Annotated in this window: 18 protein-coding genes; 8 read left to right on the plus strand and 10 right to left on the minus strand. The window is 51.4% G+C overall.

Going from position 1 to position 19,338, the window contains the following annotated elements; translation table 11 throughout:
• The first annotated feature begins 48 nt into the window (after nt 1–48).
• The 3 genes from thiB to F566_RS33670 are packed head-to-tail and all read left to right on the plus strand — an operon-like array spanning nt 49 to nt 3,261.
• Nucleotides 49–1,080: a thiamine ABC transporter substrate binding subunit gene (gene thiB / locus F566_RS0121220; RefSeq protein WP_020409043.1), complete on the plus strand. Its 1,032-nt coding sequence runs from the start codon at nt 49–51 to the stop codon at nt 1,078–1,080.
• Nucleotides 1,056–2,672, plus strand: coding sequence for an ABC transporter permease subunit (locus F566_RS0121225; protein ID WP_245555284.1), 1,617 nt, complete (start codon nt 1,056–1,058; stop codon nt 2,670–2,672). Before thiB ends, F566_RS0121225 begins: the two co-directional genes overlap by 25 nt.
• Nucleotides 2,665–3,261: an ATP-binding cassette domain-containing protein gene (locus F566_RS33670; protein ID WP_020409045.1), complete on the plus strand. Its 597-nt coding sequence runs from the start codon at nt 2,665–2,667 to the stop codon at nt 3,259–3,261. Before F566_RS0121225 ends, F566_RS33670 begins: the two co-directional genes overlap by 8 nt.
• 58 nt (nt 3,262–3,319) lie before the next feature.
• On the opposite strand, the gene F566_RS0121235 is transcribed toward F566_RS33670, so the two are convergent.
• From F566_RS0121235 to F566_RS35710, 4 genes are all read right to left on the minus strand, one after another.
• Nucleotides 3,320–4,396, minus strand: a complete 1,077-nt coding sequence (locus tag F566_RS0121235; RefSeq protein WP_020409046.1) for a tRNA-queuosine alpha-mannosyltransferase domain-containing protein — start codon at nt 4,394–4,396, stop codon at nt 3,320–3,322.
• A gap of 114 nt (nt 4,397–4,510) precedes the next feature.
• Nucleotides 4,511–5,107 (minus strand): chromate transporter, encoded by a 597-nt coding sequence (locus F566_RS38380; RefSeq protein ID WP_425402013.1) that lies wholly within the window; start codon nt 5,105–5,107, stop codon nt 4,511–4,513.
• Complete coding sequence (locus tag F566_RS38385) at nt 5,107–5,688, minus strand: chromate transporter (protein ID WP_425402014.1); 582 nt, start codon at nt 5,686–5,688, stop codon at nt 5,107–5,109. The genes F566_RS38380 and F566_RS38385 overlap by 1 nt, the downstream gene beginning before the upstream one ends.
• An 85-nt stretch (nt 5,689–5,773) precedes the next feature.
• Entirely contained in the window at nt 5,774–6,511 is a 738-nt protein-coding gene (locus F566_RS35710; RefSeq protein ID WP_020409047.1) for a substrate-binding periplasmic protein, read from the minus strand.
• A 106-nt stretch (nt 6,512–6,617) separates the two neighbouring features.
• On the opposite strand from F566_RS35710, the gene F566_RS0121250 reads away from it, so the two are divergent.
• From F566_RS0121250 to F566_RS0121260, 3 genes are all read left to right on the plus strand, one after another.
• Nucleotides 6,618–7,460 carry a hypothetical protein gene (locus F566_RS0121250; protein ID WP_157496965.1) on the plus strand — a complete coding sequence of 281 codons (843 nt, stop codon included), beginning with the start codon at nt 6,618–6,620 and terminating at the stop codon, nt 7,458–7,460.
• 74 nt (nt 7,461–7,534) lie between these two features.
• On the plus strand, nt 7,535–8,182 hold the full coding sequence (locus F566_RS35715) for a bacteriohemerythrin (protein ID WP_020409049.1): 648 nt from the start codon (nt 7,535–7,537) through the stop codon (nt 8,180–8,182).
• A 50-nt stretch (nt 8,183–8,232) separates the two neighbouring features.
• The gene (locus F566_RS0121260; protein ID WP_020409050.1) at nt 8,233–8,730 is read left to right on the plus strand and encodes a gamma-glutamylcyclotransferase family protein; all 498 of its coding nucleotides are present in this window, start codon (nt 8,233–8,235) and stop codon (nt 8,728–8,730) included.
• Between the two features lie 30 nt (nt 8,731–8,760).
• Here the strand turns inward: F566_RS0121260 and F566_RS0121265 are convergent, their stop codons facing one another.
• Entirely contained in the window at nt 8,761–9,546 is a 786-nt protein-coding gene (locus tag F566_RS0121265; protein ID WP_020409051.1) for a substrate-binding periplasmic protein, read from the minus strand.
• 246 nt (nt 9,547–9,792) lie between these two features.
• Complete coding sequence (locus F566_RS0121270) at nt 9,793–10,581, minus strand: substrate-binding periplasmic protein (protein ID WP_157496967.1); 789 nt, start codon at nt 10,579–10,581, stop codon at nt 9,793–9,795.
• A gap of 248 nt (nt 10,582–10,829) precedes the next feature.
• On the opposite strand from F566_RS0121270, the gene F566_RS0121275 reads away from it, so the two are divergent.
• The gene (locus tag F566_RS0121275; RefSeq protein ID WP_020409053.1) at nt 10,830–11,498 is read left to right on the plus strand and encodes an alpha/beta hydrolase; all 669 of its coding nucleotides are present in this window, start codon (nt 10,830–10,832) and stop codon (nt 11,496–11,498) included.
• Nucleotides 11,488–12,345, plus strand: coding sequence for a hypothetical protein (locus tag F566_RS33690; RefSeq protein ID WP_157496969.1), 858 nt, complete (start codon nt 11,488–11,490; stop codon nt 12,343–12,345). The genes F566_RS0121275 and F566_RS33690 overlap by 11 nt, the downstream gene beginning before the upstream one ends.
• A 315-nt stretch (nt 12,346–12,660) precedes the next feature.
• On the opposite strand, the gene F566_RS0121285 is transcribed toward F566_RS33690, so the two are convergent.
• The 4 genes from F566_RS0121285 to F566_RS0121300 form a co-directional block, all read right to left on the minus strand.
• Complete coding sequence (locus F566_RS0121285; RefSeq protein WP_020409055.1) at nt 12,661–13,371, minus strand: hypothetical protein; 711 nt, start codon at nt 13,369–13,371, stop codon at nt 12,661–12,663.
• 42 nt (nt 13,372–13,413) lie between these two features.
• Nucleotides 13,414–15,255, minus strand: coding sequence for a DNA helicase RecQ (recQ, locus tag F566_RS0121290; protein ID WP_033416696.1), 1,842 nt, complete (start codon nt 15,253–15,255; stop codon nt 13,414–13,416).
• A gap of 416 nt (nt 15,256–15,671) precedes the next feature.
• Nucleotides 15,672–17,228: an alpha-amylase family glycosyl hydrolase gene (locus F566_RS0121295; protein ID WP_020409057.1), complete on the minus strand. Its 1,557-nt coding sequence runs from the start codon at nt 17,226–17,228 to the stop codon at nt 15,672–15,674.
• Between the two features lie 202 nt (nt 17,229–17,430).
• The gene (locus F566_RS0121300; protein ID WP_020409058.1) at nt 17,431–19,227 is read right to left on the minus strand and encodes an acyl-CoA dehydrogenase; all 1,797 of its coding nucleotides are present in this window, start codon (nt 19,225–19,227) and stop codon (nt 17,431–17,433) included.
• Nucleotides 19,228–19,338 lie beyond the last annotated feature (111 nt).

Raw genomic sequence — 19,338 nt, forward strand, 5'->3', positions numbered from 1 at the left:
TCTTGCACTCGTCGCCATCTCCACGCCTCAGATTATGAGGAAACAAACATGATGTCCATGTTGACAAAACACTGGCTGTCGCCGATTTGCCTGGCGGCCGCTATCTCACTTTCATCCCAACCACTGCTGGCGGCTGACTCAGATAACGCCGAGAAATCGACCACTCTGACGATTTATACCTATGACTCCTTCGTCAGTGAATGGGGCCCCGGACCTCAGTTGGAAAAACTCTTCGAGGAACAATGCCACTGTGATCTTAAATTTGTCGGTGCGGAAGATGGCGTCAGCGTCCTAAACCGCCTGCGTCTGGAGGGTGATAATACCAAAGCGGATGTTATCCTTGGTATTGACAATGGCTTGATCGAAGAAGCCCGCGACACCAACCTGCTACAGACGCATTCAGTTGATACATCCGTCGTCAAAGACTCCCTGAACTGGGCCGATAAAACCTTCATTCCTTTTGACTACGGCTATTTCGCTTTCATTTACAACGCCGAAAAAATCAAGAAACCAGCCGAATCTATGCAGGCCTTACTGGATTCCGAGGCCAGCATCATCTATCAGGACCCACGCACCAGTACGCCAGGCCAGGGATTAATGATGTGGATGAATTCCGTATACGGCGACAATGTGGACCAGGCCTGGAAGCAACTTGCCCAGCAAACCGTGACTGTCACCAAAGGCTGGTGGGAAGCTTATTCCATGTTCCTGGAAGGCGGCTCAGACTACGTCCTCAGTTACAGCACCAGTCCGGCCTATCATATGGTTGCTGAAGGAAACACCCAGTACAAGGCAGCGTTGTTTAGCGAGGGGCATATCGCCCAGATTGAAGTGGCGGCGATCACCCGCAACACTGAGAACAGAGAACTCGCGAACCAGTTCCTAAACTTTCTGGTATCCAAAGAAGCACAGCAAATCATCCCCATCACTAACTGGATGCTCCCGGTCATCGACGGCGTTGAATTGCCGGAAGCCTTTGACCAGCTTATCCAGCCCAGGGACATCGGATTCTCCTCAGACCATATCGCCAATAACCGTAAATCCTGGATCAGAGAGTGGCGGTCAGTAGTAACTCAATAGCCGGTCTTTCCGGCGGCCAGCCCCACAAAATCACCTTCAGCCCATCCCGCTGGATGGGCTGGATAGTACTTTGTGTCATGTTGAGTGCCACTGGCATGGCTTTCTATGGATTACTGAGCTTTTCCGGTCAACCATTCCAGTGGCAACTGCTTCAGGATCCTTACCTGTTCAGTATCCTGCGCTTTACTCTATGGCAATCCGCTCTAAGTGCCCTGTTTTCGGTCCTTTTCGCCTGGCCAGTGGCATTGGCGCTACTGCACCTGCGGGACAGCCACCACAAGCGCTGGTTCCTCAGTTTGTGCGTACTCTGCTTTGTATTACCAACCCTGATCCTGATCACCGGCATCGTCGCACTGCTGGGTCAATCCGGTGTACTGACACCGTTTCTGGGAGAAGACTGGAACATCTACGGTCTGAGCGGCATTCTACTGGCCCACATTTACCTCAATATGCCGTTTGCCATACGCGCTATTTATCTCAGGTTATCAGCCATACCCGCTGGTAGCTGGCGGCTCGTTCAACAATTGAAACTGAACCGCTGGCAGCAGTTTCGGTATCTTGAATGGCCGGCCGCCAAGAGCGCCACCTGGATCACCCTTGGTTTTGTCATGGTGCTGTGTTTCAACAGCTTTGCCGTAGTGCTGGCACTGGGCGGCGGCCCTAAATCAACCACCTTTGAAGTCGCGATCTATCAGGCGTTGAAATACGACTTCAATATACCTGAAGCTCTGTTGCTTTCCTGGATACAGCTCATCGTTGCCGGAGGACTTTATCTGATTGTCACGACTTTCGGCCATGTATCCTGGCTGGGGCAGGAAGTAAAAAACCGAACCTTCCTGCCCCACCCCAGCCCCCGGGAACGCCGTTTCTATAATGTCGTTTACAGTGCTGCCTGGATGTTCCTGCTGGCACCACTGACCGCGCTCATTCCGAAAACCCGAGACGTTTGGCTGGATACTGAATTCTGGAGCAGTTTGATCAGGCCTCTGTCCACTTCTATCTTGCTGGCCTTGATGACCACACTGTTATCAGTCACTCTGGCTTATGCCGCGCTTCAGCCTTACCGGAAGGCGCTGCGTACCAGATCATCCTCGGCTCTCTGGCTGGACGGACTGGCCTCGCACACCCTTGTCGTTCCCGCCATGGTGTTGTCTGTCGGTATCTTTGTATTTTGCCTGCCACGAATGGATATCGATCAATGGGGTTTTTTCCTGGTAATGTTTGTGAATGCGCTGGTGAGCATTCCTTTTGCCATCACCCAGTTGAAGCCAGCCCTGGCGAGTTACGACCAACAATACTGGCCAATCATTCAGACTCTGAAGCTCGGTTTCCGGCAGCGCGTCTATGTCGAATGGAAATTTATCCGACCGGTCTTAATGACGGCGGCATCCTTCGTGTCTGTGCTGGTATTGGGCGATGTAGCCATATACTCGATATTCGGTAATCAGGACTTCGTTACCCTGCCCTGGTTAATCTACGGCTACGCCAGCACCTATCGAATCGCTGAAGCGGCGCTGGCATCCGTTGTTCTATTGGGAATCAGTCTGGCACTGGTCCTGCTCCTTGAAAAGCAAAGGTCCCGCAATGCTTAGAGTTTCAGAAGTCACTATCGAGCGGCCACCACAACAGTTTCGTTATGATCTATTCGTGCAAACAGGAGAAATCGCTGCCATTCAAGGGGTCAGCGGCGTCGGGAAATCCACTCTGCTGGAGTGTCTGGCAGGCTTCATTCATCCTGTGGCGGGAGATATCACTTGGAACGATGTTAACCTGTTGCCACTGGAGCCGAGAGAACGTCCCGTATCGATGTTGTTTCAGGAACACAATCTGTTTGAACACCTGTCTGTGCGGGACAATCTTCATTTAGCGCTGGGTAAAGACAACAATAACGATATTCATCAGGCAGCCCTGGCGTTGGGAATTTCAGATCATCTGCACAAACTGCCAGCCGAACTCTCCGGTGGGCAACGCCAACGGGTGGCCTTGATCCGAACGTTGATGCGACCGGAACCCCTTATTCTGCTGGATGAACCGTTTTCGGAGCTGGACGATGATACCCGGTCTGTGGCCACCGGATGGGCACGGGAGCAGGCCAGGCTCCGGCAAAAGACCATGTTGGTCGTCACCCATCAGGCAGAAGACGTTACCCGTCTGGCGGACCGAGTGATTACGCTTGTCTGATCCCCCTGGCCGAGTGCGTGACATCTAATGGTGTGCTACGCGAACGATAGCGGAAAGATCAATCCAAAAGTGCCGATATTTCGCGACGGTACACGTCTGATAAATGTTGCCAGTTGTATCGCAGCATCTGCTCTTGAGTACACTTTCTCGCCGACAGAATCATGTCAGCCGCCGAAGCCACTGAAGAATAGCGACAAGTACCCGGGAATAACTCCGGATAACTGAGCCTGTCCGGCACCACCGGCCTGCACCCAAGCGCGACCGCCTCCATCACCGACAGCCCCTGAAACTCATGAATGGCTGTCGATAACGCCACATCGCTTTGTTGCAGCCAGTCCAGATACTCCTGCCTGGATTCTGCAAAGCCGTTTTTTACGATAAACCGCCTGTAGTCATTACATAGCCGATCGAAGATTTCCGGTTGCTGCCGAAAGCGGCGTCCGAGCAGTACCAAACGAAACTCCTGCGTACGTTTCACAAGCTCGGTCACAATGGCATACAGTTCTTCCAGGCCTTTATCGTATTCCACCCGGTGATTCCACACGACCGTCAATGGGTCGTTACGATTCACTGAGCGACCAGCTTCGTTGCTATTGGTATAGGTTAAAAGATCTTCCGCCAGAGGAACCGGAATCACAACACTTTTAGCCAGGATGAAATCCACCACTCTTGAGTTCACCTGATCGGGCAACCGCTTGACCAGTTGATCCAGCCCATCCAGGAAACTTTGCCGGTTATAGTCGGAATTAAACATCACCCGATCACAAGCCATGGCGCTATATAAATTCACCATCGCAGGATCCACACTTCCATGCTGCTCACCGGATACAGGATAGGCCAACTGATTTTCATGAAAATAGGCAACCCAACGACATTGCGAAAGATGGGGAAACAAGCCTTTCACAGTCGCACAGTCCACCATCGATGTTGCCAGCACCAGATCATAGGACTGTGAAAGAGCTTCTGATTCAGACAACCACCAACTGACAGGATTACCACGAATACGCCAGCGAAAGTGCCGTGCGGGCAAAGTCAGAACGGTCCATTCATGTTCGCCAAGATGCCGCACAAGCCCTTCCCGCCAGTATCGGTGACTGTCAATATCATAGGCTGAAAGTAAAAGTATTCGGGCCAAAGGCTGTACTCTCTTTTAAGTAAACTCGCAGGCAAATAGCTTCCTTCTAATGGTATGAGAAACCGATAGCATGAAAAGCCAAGTCGAGACACAATGCTCACAACGACCTAAAGTCTACAGAAATACCCCGATGAGGGCGAAACCTGCCACTAATGCAACTATCGGCACTTTCACCCGATGGAGCAGGAAAAACCCTAGAATCACCAGAGCCATATCCATTGGTCCTTTGACCGCACTGACAAATACCGGCGCGTATAAGGCAGCCAGGAGAAGTCCGACCACAGCCGCATTGATTCCCATCACAGCTCCGGCAACCTTAGGACGGGTCGCGAGCTTTTCCCAGGCACCGTAGAGCCCAACCACCAGCAAAAAGCCCGGAAGGAAGATCGCTAGAATCGCTATCAAAGCACCTGCAAACGCCATGTCGGGGATCACCTCGGCTCCCAGATAAGCGGCCAGAGAGAACATCGGGCCTGGAACGGCCTGTGCGGCGGCATAGCCAGTCAGGAACTGGTCATGTGTTAATGCATCCCCCACCGTCTGCTGCAATAACGGAAGCACTACATGGCCACCACCAAACACCAGGCTGCCAGCATGGTAGAAGTCAGAAAATACAGTTATCCACAGAGAGGCTGACGCCCATTGAGAATCTTGTGCTTGAATGGCCACCCCTGCGAATGGCAATCCAACGAATAGCAATACAAACAGCATCAGCGGCCATTTTTTAGGCTTCCATCATGAGGCTCTGTAGATAACGGCTTGACTGATTTGAGAAAAACAGCGCCGACAGTCGCCGCTATGATAAGCACCAGCATCTGTACGATCAGACCTGAAAAACACAGCATCAGTGCCGCCGAGATTACCGCCATACCAGCTGAGAGAGAGGTTTTGCAGAAACTTCGAGCCATGCTTAATGTGGCATCCGCCACCACAACAACCGCCAGCAGTTTCAGGCCCTGCACAATACCACTGAAATACCCGGCTTCCCCCATGGCATGATGGGAAAGTGCCAAGGCATACATCAGAGTAAAGGAAGGTAGAGTAAATCCGATAAAAGCCGCACAGCCTCCCGGAAGACCGGCGCGTCGTAACCCCAACCCAAAGCCGACCTGACTGGACCCAGGTCCAGGAAGAAACTGACTTAACGCAATCAGCCGGGAGTAGGAATCCTGGTCAATCCACTCGAGTTTCTGGACAAAGGTTTTCTGAAAATATCCAAGATGGGCGGCCGGACCGCCAAAGCTGGCACACCCCATAAGCAGGAATCGCCAGAATATCTCCCAAACTGCCACAGTTTTTCCCAGATTAACGAGTGATAGAAAGTCGCCGGATTAGATCATCAGGTAAAGATTTTCCAGTTTGCCTGTTGCGACAACGTTACTCCGCTTCCAACCCATAACGGACCAATATTTTGTGGTATTCAGGCGTTTTCTTAAATGCGGCCAAAGACTTACTGAAAATGGTCGGAAGCGACATTAACCGAGGTTGTCGGGAGAATAACAGATAAACTGGCGAAGGCTCAGCCACATAGTCGTCCATGGGTTTGATGCCCACAATTCCCATGTTGCTCAGCGCATGCAGCCCGACATAGCGATTCACAATGTAGTAATCCGCCCTGCCAGCACTCAGCGCCGCAAACCCCTGTTCAAAGGAGTCGACCGGAAGTTGTTCAATATTGGGATCTTCTTCAAGTGTTCCCACATAATTATATCCACGGTTGACGATCAGCCGTTTTCCTTTCAGAAGTTCATTGGTAATCGGTGCTGCGATATCGCAAGAGACACAAAACAATGTTGAAACGCTGTGACTCATAGGTTCGACGGGAATATAGAATGTGCGATCACGCTCTTCATTCGGACTGGCATCGAGTAGTACGTCAGCGAGCCCCTTCTCCACCATCTTCATGGCTCTTTTCCAGGGCACCAGCTTAAAGGTTACTTCATAACCCAACGATTCAAGAACCTGGGTGGCAGTCTCAACATCGAACCCCGGTTTGCCCTTCTCTCCGGTAACATAGGGAGGCCATATATCGGAGACGATCAACAAACGCTGTGGAGATTCAGCACCCGCCAGCGTCGCCAGGCTCAGCAAGCAAATACATAACCACTTATTCATCTCCGCGCATCTCCTGACCATTTGTTTCCACAATGGCTCAACATCGGTTTTCCTGCTATGTTCCCTTTACCCTTACACAAGTTTGAATTACCCGTCCAGCATCGACATGCAACAAAAAGTTAGCAAATTACTGAGCCTGCTATTGCCCGCCTTGATCGTTGTGGGATGTGCTACTTCGCCTTCGACAGATCCTCTGGCCCCTGACAAATCAATGTCTCCGGATAAACCTATAACGCCGAGCCAACCAACAGTTCTGATGGGGGATACCTCCGCGGATAGCAGAGCACTTGGTCACGGACGCTGGTACCAAGCCTGCTTTCGAATGCCCATGAACGACGATGGAGAGGCGGACTTTACCACCGATTATATCCTGGCAGACAAAGTCGTTTCTCCTGTACTCCGACAGCATATCTCCCGACTACCTCTCTGGCGCTTCCATCGGCGGTCAGCAAGCGACAAATCCGGACATCAATTCAGTTTTATCTACTACACAGATGAGGCCACCCACAAAGAAATTTCCCGGGCATTTACGGATAACCCTGTACTGGCCCACCTGATCGATGAACAACATGTGCTACGCCTTATTCCGCAGTGTCGAGGTGGGAAAAACCGGCACAAGATCAACGCTGCCAGCGATCCCCACTGGGATCCGCTGCTCCAGAACGCATGGCCTTACTTCATCATGGGCGTCAGCGCTACCTGGCTAAACCTCATACAGCAGGCCGACTTAATAATTACGGCTGGTGAGGATAACACTGAAACAGGGAACTCTGACAGTGATGTTACAATAAATAATAATGAGGATTCAGACCTTTACGCACACTATGAAAAAATAGAGCTCAAAGTGATTGAAAGCTGGCAGGAATATGGACAACACGCCTACTTCCATCATTTAAGTGCTTTATTCGGCTACGAACCCGTAAAGTTTCGCAAATGGATAAAGTTCTGAATTGCCCGGAGACAAGTCTCCGTGACAGTGATGGATTTAAACTCAACAGATCGTCCACTTTAAGAGTTTAAGACATGGCGATTTTTATCTGGAAGGAAAGTTATCGTGTCGGTATCAAGGTGATAGACGAGCAACATAAAGTGCTCGTACGTATCATTAATGAACTGGATGACCTGCTGAAAACAGATTTTTCAGCACCACATGCCCAGACGCTGTTTGGAGAACTGCTCGATTACACTAAATACCACTTCGCAACCGAAGAAAGACTGATGAAAGTCGGAGGATATCGTAAGTCAGCTCTGGACGCGCACCTCAAGCAGCACTACCAGTTCATTGACGAAATCCATTCTCTTAATAATGAAAATATTCCCGTTACTGCCGATGAAGCCGAACTGGTGATGAGCTATCTCACCAACTGGCTGAAAAACCACATTCTGAAAGTAGACCGCCAACTGGCAAACTATCTTCTGAAGCAGGAAAAAGCCTTGCCGGAAACCGGTCCACTCTTTATCCCGATTGATGAACTGGAGTCCCTTCATCAGTCTCTTGGGGAAGCCGTCAGTGAGCTGCGGCGCCAGTGTGATACAGATAAGGACTCCCCTTCTGCAAAGAAATCAGCGTCCGCCCTGGATAGCCTGAACAAAGCCAAATCCCTCATCAGAAAATCTACAGGGCTGATTGAACAGGCAGGCAGAACCCTGTCAGAATCAGAAGAAGACTAAGGTCTGTTGTCCTATCGTAAAAAATCTCGGGAAACAGAACGGTAACCAATATGCTTTACTTTGCCTATGGCTCCAATCTTTACAGCAAGCGGATGAGCAGCCGATTAACCGGTATTACCCGAGTCGGGCCCCGCATGCTTCCCGGTTTTGAGCTGCGCTTCCACAAAGTCGGTTGGCGGGATAATTCCGCCAAGTGCGACGCCTTCAGAGCCGAAGGCACCCTGACCCCTCTATATGGCATCCTCTACGACATTCCTGACCACCAAGTTGCGCTGCTGGACGATATTGAAGGCGTCGGCCAGGGTTACGATAGAGAGACTGTGCAACTATTCCATAGCAATGTACAACCGGCAGAGGCCGCCCTCACGTATATCGCAACCCTGATAGACCCGACACTCAAACCCTACGATTGGTACCGGCACCATGTGATTGCGGGAGCTAGAGAAGGCGGTTTTCCGGCTGCCTATATCGAACGTATTTTGTGTGTGGAAGTCATGGAAGATATTGACCTGCAACGCGCGGAAAAAGAATGGTCCATCCACCGTTAACAGATGTTCTCTTGCCGGAAATTTCGGACACTAACGCATGTACTTTTCCAGAATCCTGTCATAGGTAGAAGCTTCGCCGTTCTGCCCGTCTGATTTGAGAGCATCCAGCGCCTCCTGAAAGGCTTTTACAACCTCCTCCGAGGTATCTATATGAAAGGCGTAGAAATTATCTCCCGCTGACCCAAAGTTCCATACCACCTCAAACTCACTCGGGTTTGCTCCTTCCTGCTTCAATAACCAAAGCGCTGCCAGCTTTCCATAGGACCACATATCAATACGGCGGGAGGCCAGCATACGCGCAGCGATATCCGGATAAGGAACAATCTGACGGCTGCTGGCCGGAACTTTGTGTTCGTCCAGCACCAGATCCGCGATATCACTCTTGATGGCCACAACCGAATAGTCGGCAATATCTTCCACAGAGTTAATTTTCAGGTTCTGCTCTTTACGCGCCAACAAGACAATCGGTGATGCGGCAACCGGTCCGACCCACTGTACGAGACCTTCCCTCCGCGGATTGCGCGTCATAACAAAGAGCACAGTATTCGGCACCGTCATGACCGTGTGGTAGCCTCGCGCCCAAGGGTGCACCATCACATCGTCACGAGTCTTTCTTGACCCAAGCTTGATAAATATCTGCTCAAGTAGATCCACAGAAATCCCGGTCAACTGACCGTTTTCCAGATAGTTGAATGGAGGGTAGTCTTCCGTCATAAAACGAAGACCTCTGGTGGGATCATCTGCGGCATATCCCGGACGGACCATCCACAGAACAGCCGTAACAGCTATCAACAATGTGATTGCCTTGATTTGCATCTGGCGTCCTCAACTACCACGATCCCTGTTTTCACAGAGGCCCACTCACCCGAACAGCCCTGGCAGATGTCAAAGCCTGTCTATCGGGGCACTTGAGATCCGGTGCTACGGCGGGAGCCCGTATAGCGACATCAACTCGACATCACAGTACTTTTACTATTAACCAATATCTCTTGCGTTTACCATTATTCTCAGTGTTAACCGACTTTAGATTGCCGTCAACCAAGTCCCTCAAGACAAGCATTATCATTCCACATAGGACCTCAGAATAGCATCGTAAACTGAGCGGCCATCTTCCCTCTGTTCTGCTTTGAGTGTATCCAGCGCCGACTGGAATAACAGCAGAATGCTGTCGGGGGTGTCCCGATGGAAAGCGAAATAAAGATCACCGGCAGATCCAAAGCTCCAGACGGGTTCGAAATCCTGAGGCTGCGCGCCCTGCTGTTTCAACAACCAGAGAGCGGTTCTCTGACCATAGGACCATAAATCAATGCGGCCGAATATCAGCATTCTTGCCGCAATATCCGGGTGTGATACCGTTTGCCGGATATTATTGGGAACTTTATAGGTATTCAGCATTAACTCACCCATATCACTTCCCACAGCGACAACCGAAAGGCCATTAAGATCGGATAACTGCTGAACTTCGAAGTTGCGTTTTTTCCGCGCCATAAGAACGACTGGGGCAGTAGCAACAGGCCCGACCCAGCGAAAAAGATCTTCCCGATCCGGGCTTCGGCGGGTACTGAACAGGACGGTATTCGGTTCATTGAGGACCGTGCGATATCCTCTCGCCCAGGGATGCAGTTCGATATCTTTTCTGCGTTTTCGGGATCCAATACGACGAAACATTTCCTCCAGAATCTCAACAGAACTCCCGGTTAACTGATCATTGTCAACGTAGTTGTAGGGAGGTGAGTTCTCTGTAATAAACCTGAGACTCGCCGCAGGATCCGCCGCCTGACCTGAACTGCTGAGTGTCAACAACAGCGCCAGCAGCCAACCCAACCGGGGAATATTTTCGTGACTACTCATCTGAATCATCTATTAACGTAAAGAAACCGGCACAACACCGGGCGCGACCTGCACTTACTTCAGTATTGTGCCAGCCACAACATCCGTCAACCAGCAGTATATACCGGCATAGTACTGGGCCAGCCGCCCCCCGGATTCACAACTCTGGTGGACATGCCTTGCGTTACACGTCGAGGTCGCTAGACTATCGGAAAATTTGATTTACAGAGGGGTATCCCGCCCCAAACCGACGTCGGATTCTCTATTCCATGAAATTATTACCCCACATAGAAGTAAACCCTGAAGAACCTGTTCAAAGCACCGTTATCTGGTTACATGGTCTCGGAGCTGACGGTAATGACTTCGCCCCTATCGTTCCCGAACTCCGCCTTCCGGCAGAATTGGGTATACGCTTCATTTTTCCTCACGCGCCCAGCATGCCAGTGACGGTCAACGGCGGTTATGTCATGCCGGCCTGGTACGACATTCTGGAAATGAGTATTGATCGCAAAATCGATACTGAACAGTTGCTTAAATCTGCGGAAGCCATCGAGGCCTTTATTGATCGTGAAATCGAGCGAGGAGTACCCGCACATCGTATTGTCATTGCGGGCTTTTCACAGGGCGGAGCCGTGGCTTACCAAGTCGCATTCGGCGGTCGCCATACTCTGGCCGGCGTCATGGCGTTGTCCACTTACTTTGCCACCAGCGATACCATCCACTTCACCCGCGAAGATGCAGATTTTCCGGTTCTGGTCTGTCATGGCACTCTGGACCCAGTGGTGCCTGAAGCGCTGGGGCAGAAGGCCTGTGAACAACTGAAATCCCGAGGTTTCCAACCCAGGTACCTGACATATCCCATGGAGCACCAGGTCTGTATGGAAGAAATCAACGACATCAGTCTGTGGCTGAGGGAGACCCTGTCCTTTGAGGTATAAGGTAGGTCATTTGTCTTTGGGATGGCGTATTGCCGTGACGGTGAGCGCCATTCTCTTCTGTCACATCGCGATGGCTGCAACCGATACCTGTAGCCCAATGGCGCGAACTCCGCTGGAGCGCTTGTATTGCCAGATTGTCCAGAAAGGCGAAGGAAGATCACTTCCAGCACTGGAAGACTTCAGACGCAATACTCCGCAAATTCAGTCACTATTACTCAAACGCCCCGCCCAAAAGCTGGGACTGACATTACCGGAAGCTTCCAGTAACACTCCTGCGTCTGCTAACAAGGAACAGAAAGAGAAAACCACGCCAAAACGCCAGTCCGCTCTCACCCAGAAACCAGAACCACAAAAGAGTCGGCAGAATGCAGGCACCCCGGAAGCCAATCAGTGCAAATTAAACAATCGCTCGATTAACTGCCCAGGTGAGACCTATCGATTGGTAGAAAACCTTCCCAACAGCGCTCTGGCACCGATCGCACTGACAGATGCGAACAAGCTGCAACTACCGGGCTGGCATAGCGGTCTGGAAACGACGGAGCGTGAATACCTGACCTCAGCCTATCGGATTTACGTTGATAAAATGCTGCAGATCGGTCTGGGTGCCGCCACGATGAGCTTTACCCGCTTCTACCATAATTATCAGGACTCTAAGGAGCAAAACACCAACTTCCGCAAGCGGTTTGCAGATATGTATGAGTATCTCAAGAAAGACAAACTGACAATGTCGACACCGAAGCGTCTGGTCGATGGTGTACCGGAAGGGATCAACTTTTGTGACTATCTGAAAAAAGACCTGATTGTCTGCGACAACGGCTTTCACAATTGGCTGTACCTGGCTGACTGATACTTTCAGCCTGTACAAACTGGGATGCACGTTTAAAAACCACAACATCAGGCGGCCGGCATTGGGGGACCTGGATTGGCCACTTTGCCTTTAGGGGGCGAGTATGCCAGTCCGCAGTCCCCCATCCCGGCCTAATTACTGAATATACTCGCTGTCAGTCATTTATCAAGTCCCGGCCGGAGACAACCGGGTAGTGAATGCAACTGACGTGAAGTTCATCACTAATGATCATCGGCGCGGTTGACCCCCACCACGAGGCTATTCAGACTGTTGTGTTTTTCATAACGCGTGCGCCTTAACAGGACATAAGCGCCTTCAGGACTTCAGCTCAATCCAGACCGCCCTGGCCGCACCGCACAATTCACCGTGAGCATTGAACACAGCGGTACCGGCATAATTCTTTCTTCCGTCAACACCCAGGTTCCAGCCCATCACCACACACTCTTCCCCCACCTGGGGATGGCGCTGAATATCACCGGTAAATGACCCCAGAACCAACACTTTATCCGGCCCGAAATTCAAGGCGAAAGCACCGGTACAATCCAATGCAGCCCAGAGCATTTCAGAAGGAATTTCGCCCTTGTCATCAATCAGGGACGCATCCGGAATCCAGGTGGCAGCCACCACTTCAGGGCGAGCCCCGCGTCCGGGAAATATTCTAAGACCATCTCCGGCATTACGTTCCGGACCGCAAACAAAGCACTGGGGAAACGGGTGATAGCGATAACCGGTAAAGTGGGTTGACGCCTCTCGGGCCTCTTCCACAGTTAAAATATCGGGAATATCGAGCTCAAGTCGGGCCGGACTGGCTGAGGCAATCACCTGCTCGCCTTCCATTAGATGTACGCGGCCTTCATTGTCTTTCCACACATCCAGCATCCGGTCCAGTGGTGGCGGTGCTGCCAGACGAACTTCTGCGGAATCGCCGCAGTATCGGGCTAACAGTCCGCTGACATAGCCACCATTTCCCGAGCCCGGCGGGCCGCAGAAACGCTGCTTCACCATGACAGTATCGATCTTGTTCATCGTGTTTCTTTCCCTGTATCCGTTATTGTTCTGATAGTTTATTTATTCCATCTCTTCGTTGGAGACGGACGCATCCATGGACATGAACGATTGCTCAATGGCATCAATAAACGCCTGACCAAAGCGATCCAGCTTGGCCTGGCCAACACCTGAAATATCTGCCATCTCATTCTTGCTGGTCGGCTTCAGTTCGACCATCTGCAGCAATGTACTGTCATGAAATATCACATAGGGCGGTACATTCTGCTCGCTCGCCAGACGCTTGCGGCACTCTCTCAGAGTTTCCCACAAAACCTCATCTGCCGGCGACAATTCAATATCCCGGCGAACAGCACTTTTGCCCTTGCGGACCACCTTTTCCACCACATCTTCACGCAATTCAAGCGTGATATCTCCCCTCAACAAAGGTCTGCTGGCTTCTGTCAGGCGCAGGGCTCCGAAACGTTCGGCATCGGCAAACACATACCCCTGAACCAGTAACTGTCGCAAAACCGATTGCCACTGAGAAGCTGTTCTATCCTGCCCAATGCCAAAGGTGCTAAGCGTCTCATGGCCATGCTGTCGGACCTTTTCATTTTCTTTTCCCAGCAGCACGTCAATCACGTGACTGGCACCAAACCTTTGCCCGGTGCGATAAATCGTTGATAACAGCTTCTGGGCGGCCTCAGTACCATCCCAGGTACGTGGAGGGCTGAGGCAGACATCACAGTTGCCACATTCATCAGGCGCTTCCTGGTCAAAATAGGCCAGCAATGCCTTGCGGCGGCAGCGGGTCACCTCACACCACCCCAGGAGCCGGTTTAACTTCTGTCTTTCAAAACGTTTCATCTCATCGCTGAGATTAGAGCTGTCCACCATTTGCCCCAGCCGCACCACATCCTGCAATCCATAGACCATCCATGCCTCAGACGGAGCACCATCGCGCCCCGCACGACCGGTTTCCTGATAATAGGATTCTACGCTTTTCGGAAGGTCCAGGTGCGCGACAAAGCGTACATCCGGTTTATCAATGCCCATTCCAAAGGCAATAGTGGCCACAATAATGATGCCCTCTTCCCGCAGGAATCGCTGTTGGTGGTGAGCGCGCAGTTCAGCAGGCAAACCGGCATGATATGGCAGGGCCTGATACCCCTGCTTGCTTAACCAGTCAGATGTGCTTTCCGTTTTATTCCGGGACATGCAATACACGATGCCAGCCTCTCCCGCATGCCCCTGCAGAAAACGTAATAACTGACGCCGGGCATCCTGTTTGGGTGAAACCAAATAACGAATATTGGGGCGGTCGAATCCACCAATCAGCACTTCCGGCTGATGCAACTGCAAGCGTTCAACAATCTCTGCCCGGGTACGTCCGTCGGCGGTGGCAGTCAATGCAATCAGGGGAATATCGGGAAACCTCTGCTTGAGTTGCCCCAGCCCCAGATAGTCCTGTCTGAAATCATGCCCCCATTGGGAGACACAGTGCGCTTCATCGACGGCGAACAGAGCAATATCCAGGTTTTCCAGCAATGCCAGCGTAGCAGGCTGCAATAGCCGTTCGGGAGCCACATACAGCAATTTGATATCCCCATCCCGGAGGCGCTGGCTGATCGCGGATTGCTGTTGAAGAGACAGCGTGGAATTCAGAAATTCCGCCTCGACCCCGAGTTGCTGTAACGCAGACACCTGATCTTCCATCAGGGCGATCAGCGGGGATACCACGATCCCGACCCCTTCTCTTACCAAGGAAGGAATCTGATAACACAGGGATTTTCCGCCACCGGTCGGCATGATCACCAGGGCATCCCGGTCTGCCAGTGTGGCCTCAATAGCTGCGGTTTGTTCGCCGCGGAAGTCGTTATATCCATATAAATTGCGCAGAACTGCGCGAGCTTCGTCCATCATTGCTCGACTCTTTGAAGTTTCAAATTGGGTAATTTCAGCTTGGTCTGTTGCAGATTGGATAGTTCCAGATTGTGAGGTAGCTGATTGCAAACAGGTGTCCGGGGTCGACTTAAACATGGCGGCCATTCTGGGATTATTGATGTTTCGGCATCGCACCCTAACAAACCACAATTCCAATCGCGAGGTTTTCCGGTACACACAGCCACGACCGATTATATCGGTTTGAGCAACATATTAAAAAAGTCTGGAAAAAATGAAATTGAAAAGCCGTGAGGAAAATAAAAAAAGGTGGGACAAGCCCACCGGAAAAATTGCGAGGAGTAGGTCTCGCAGGTCGAATCAATTTTCAATGTCGGTTTTCACTACCAGTGCGATAGGTCAAAGAGCAAAGCACTTAACCTGCTGTCGTAAAGCCTTCAAAATTCGCGGGTATATATGACAATGGAATAGGGCGGCATTGTGACCGACCCAGAGCCAAGTTCTGCCCCGGACACATGATAGGTAAACGCCTGTTCCCAGTTCTCGTTCAGACCACCATAGTGGGCGGTTGCCTCTTTACGCCCCAGATTGACGATGACCAAAGCTTCCTGACTCTCGGTCTTACGAGTGAATGTGAGCAGACTGGCAGCGTCCTGGCGGATATTGGCGAACTCACCTGTCTGCAAAGCGGGAATGCGGTTACGGGCGTTAATCACGTTGCGATAAAAACTCAGCAGGCTTTCCGGGTCTTCGCTCTCATCAGCCACATTATGCGTCGCCCGGTTTTCCGCTGGCAGTCGAAACATCCTGCGAGCGGTGGTGAAGCCTGCTGTATCATGATCTCCTGTCCAGCTCATCGGCGCCCTGAGGGCATGGTCGCCAAAGGCTTTTTCGCCATGCCCCATCCCAATTTCTTCGCCATAGTAGACAAACGGAATCCCCGGCAGGGTCATCAGCAGAGTCGCTGCCATTTTATAACTGGTTTCATCTCCCCCAACCTGCTTGATCACCCGATTACCGGTAAAGGCATCATGATTGGCCAGCATGATGGCCATCTCATTGTGCGGAGCCCGTTTTACCGCGCCAATCAGATCCCGGCTCGGCCAGCCATAGGTGGCACTGGCCATTAACTCTTTATGCATACCAAAATAAAAAGCACTGCCACAGGAGTCTTTTTCACCGACCTGGAGCGATCCCGTCGGATCTTCACACACCATGTACCGGTTATCGAATTCAGCCAGGGTTGCCTGAAGTTCCTGCAGAACCTGATCATTTTCCGGCTGGCTGAACATGGCACCGTTGCCGTTCTCTACAAGAGATCCCACGGCATCAAAACGAAAGCCATCCACACCAAGGTTCATCCAGAAACGCAGATTGTCTTTGTGGAATGCCATGACTTCCTCATTTTTCATATTGAAGTCCGGCATCTGCCCCCAGAATACGCCGTAGTAATATCCGTGCTTGCCCTGATGCCAGGTGTTCTCATAATCCCAGCGCGGCCAGAAACGCTTTTCGTCCGTCCAGATATACCAGTCTCGTTTGTCGCTTTCAGGATGCTGACTGTCTTTGAATAACAGATTCAGGGCGGCACTGTGATTGACCACATAATCCACAATAACGCCGATATTTCGCTTATGGGCTTCATCCAGCAGGCGTTTGAAGTCGTCGAGCGTGCCGTAATCCGGCTCCGTTGCACGGTAATCAACCACCGCATAACCGTGGTCGTTATCCTGGCTTTTCATCATCGGCATCAGCCAGATACCACCGATTCCCAGTTCCTGCAGATAATCGAGCTTCTCAATGATGCCGTTGAAGTCACCAACGCCATTGCCATCACTGTCCTTGAATCCACGAACATAAATTTCCATGAATACCGCTTTGCGGTACCAGTCTTCCGGCAAAACAGATGCTTTGTTTTCCACCGCCACCGGCGATAGATCGAGGTCATCACTGAAATGAGTGACGGGCCCCGGTTGAGACAGAGGCTGAGACACGCAACCTGCTAGAAGCCCCCCAAGAACGCAAGCGGAGAACAGAGAACGGACAGAAGACATCATATGCATACTCGTTTTTGTTATCACAATTCTGATGTCAGAAGTCTGACCGTAACCGGTTCAAGAAAAATCCTCCCTCGCCGAAAAAAAGGGGCGGAGGTAACAGGAGGGCGTCTTTACAGCCAGTTCTGAAAACTGTTTGTTAAAACCATTCAGGCTGCATGGACAGACAAGTCTCATCCAGGTTCTGCAACAGACGCGCATCACGCTCAGTAAGAGGAAGCTCCCAATGGTAAAAATACCGGGCTGCCTGCAGCTTGCCCTGATAGAACGCCACATCCGAACCTTGGGCCTGGGCAAGCTTGTCAGCAGCCACATTGGCCATGCGTAACCACATCCAGGCAACAATCGTGTGTCCGAAGAGATTCAGGAAACAGCTGGCATTGGCCAGAGTGACATCCGGCCCCCGGATTTTCATCGCATCAGCCAGAACCATAAAAGTTCGATTCACAACTGTCAGGGTGTTCTCCAACTGAGTCGCCATCGTTTTTGTCATCTCGCCACTGGCTTTGATGTCTTTGGCGATTTCTTCCTGCAGCAGCATCAACCCCTGACCATTGTTCAGCCAGACTTTTCGTCCCAGAAGATCCAATGCCTGAATACCATTGGTCCCTTCATGAATGGGGTTCAACCGGTTATCCCGCCAATACTGCTCCACCGGATATTCCCGAGTATAACCGGCACCACCCAACACCTGAATCGCCAGGTCATTGGCCTTGGTGCAATACTCTGAAGGCCAGGCTTTTATCACTGGCGTTAACAGATCCAGCAATAATGACGCCTTCTGACGATCTGATTCGTTTTCCATCGTGTGCTGATCATCAATCAGGGAAGCGCCATACATACATAGTGCATAACCGCCTTCCACGTAGGATTTCTGTGCCAGCAGCATACGCTTCACATCTGTATGCTCGACAATGGCCACTGGTGGTTCTGCTGGGTCAGCCGCGGAAGGCAGGCGTCCCTGAGTTCGCTCTTTGGCGTACTGTAGTGAATATTGATAGCCCTGATAGCCGATGACCACCGAACCGAAACCCACTCCCAGACGAGCCTCATTCATCATCTGGAACATATACCGGAGTCCCTGATGCGGCTCCCCTACCAGATAGCCGATACACTCATCATCATCGCCAAAACTCAGCGCAGTGGATGTGGTACCGCGATAACCGAGTTTATGGATCAGGCCGGCCAGACTGACACCATTGAACTCACCAACCTGCCCTGAACTATCCACTCGTTTTTTCGGCACAATAAACAGCGAAATCCCCTTCACTCCCGCCGGAGCTCCCTTAATCTTGGCCAGCACCAGATGCACGATATTATCGGTAAGTTCGTGCTCCCCCCCGGAGATATATAGCTTGCTACCTTTGATACTATAGGTGCCATCCTCTTTCGGCGTGGCATTGGAACGTATATCCGCCAGCGATGAACCCGCATGAGGCTCGGTCAACGCCATGGTGCCGCTAAAACGCCCGTTCAACATGGGTTCCAGAAATCGTTCTTTCAGCTCATCACTGGCAAAGGTACGAATCAGATTTGCTGCCGCCATGGTCAAAAACGGGTATCCGGTGGTAGCAGGATTGGCTGCGGTAAAGTAACCCATCGCCGAGGTCATCACCGTTTCCGGCAATTGCATCCCACCTTCCTCAAAGCTCAGCCGACCACGAATAAAGCCCGCCTGGGCAAAAGCATCAAAGGCTGCTTTCACCTCCGGAATCATGCTGACTTTCTCGCCATCAAATGTCGGTTCATGTTTGTCCGCCTGCATGTTATGCGGCGCAAACAAATCCGTCGCGAGTTTCTCCGCAGTATCCAGAGTTGCCTCAAATGTTTCCCGGGAGTGCTCACTGAATTGGGGTCGTCTCGTCAGCTTGTCGGTATCCAGTACCTCAAACAATTGAAAACTGACTTCGCGACGGTTAAGAACCGAATGGGACATGATGCTTTTCTCCACATGACATGGCTTGGCTTTGATCCGCCTGAGGGTATCAGGGAAGTTTAGTCTGACAGGGAGAGAGAATGTAGAACACTGGCAGCTATGACACAGAAT

The sequence above is a fragment of the Hahella ganghwensis DSM 17046 genome (assembly GCF_000376785.1).
GTDB classification, from domain to species: domain Bacteria; phylum Pseudomonadota; class Gammaproteobacteria; order Pseudomonadales; family Oleiphilaceae; genus Hahella; species Hahella ganghwensis.

Coding starts and splice junctions, on each gene's coding strand:
- F566_RS33670 (WP_020409045.1), top strand. CDS start 2,665: ATGCTTAGAGTTTCAGAAGTCACTATCGAGCGGCCACCACAACAGTTT.
- F566_RS0121275 (WP_020409053.1), top strand. CDS start 10,830: ATGAAATTATTACCCCACATAGAAGTAAACCCTGAAGAACCTGTTCAA.
- F566_RS0121260 (WP_020409050.1), top strand. CDS start 8,233: ATGCTTTACTTTGCCTATGGCTCCAATCTTTACAGCAAGCGGATGAGC.
- F566_RS0121300 (WP_020409058.1), bottom strand. CDS start 19,227: ATGTCCCATTCGGTTCTTAACCGTCGCGAAGTCAGTTTTCAATTGTTT.
- F566_RS35710 (WP_020409047.1), bottom strand. CDS start 6,511: ATGAATAAGTGGTTATGTATTTGCTTGCTGAGCCTGGCGACGCTGGCG.
- F566_RS0121285 (WP_020409055.1), bottom strand. CDS start 13,371: ATGAACAAGATCGATACTGTCATGGTGAAGCAGCGTTTCTGCGGCCCG.
- F566_RS38380 (WP_425402013.1), bottom strand. CDS start 5,107: ATGCTGTTTGTATTGCTATTCGTTGGATTGCCATTCGCAGGGGTGGCC.
- F566_RS0121250 (WP_157496965.1), top strand. CDS start 6,618: ATGCAACAAAAAGTTAGCAAATTACTGAGCCTGCTATTGCCCGCCTTG.
- thiB (WP_020409043.1), top strand. CDS start 49: ATGATGTCCATGTTGACAAAACACTGGCTGTCGCCGATTTGCCTGGCG.
- F566_RS0121265 (WP_020409051.1), bottom strand. CDS start 9,546: ATGCAAATCAAGGCAATCACATTGTTGATAGCTGTTACGGCTGTTCTG.
- F566_RS35715 (WP_020409049.1), top strand. CDS start 7,535: ATGGCGATTTTTATCTGGAAGGAAAGTTATCGTGTCGGTATCAAGGTG.
- recQ (WP_033416696.1), bottom strand. CDS start 15,255: ATGATGGACGAAGCTCGCGCAGTTCTGCGCAATTTATATGGATATAAC.
- F566_RS0121270 (WP_157496967.1), bottom strand. CDS start 10,581: ATGAGTAGTCACGAAAATATTCCCCGGTTGGGTTGGCTGCTGGCGCTG.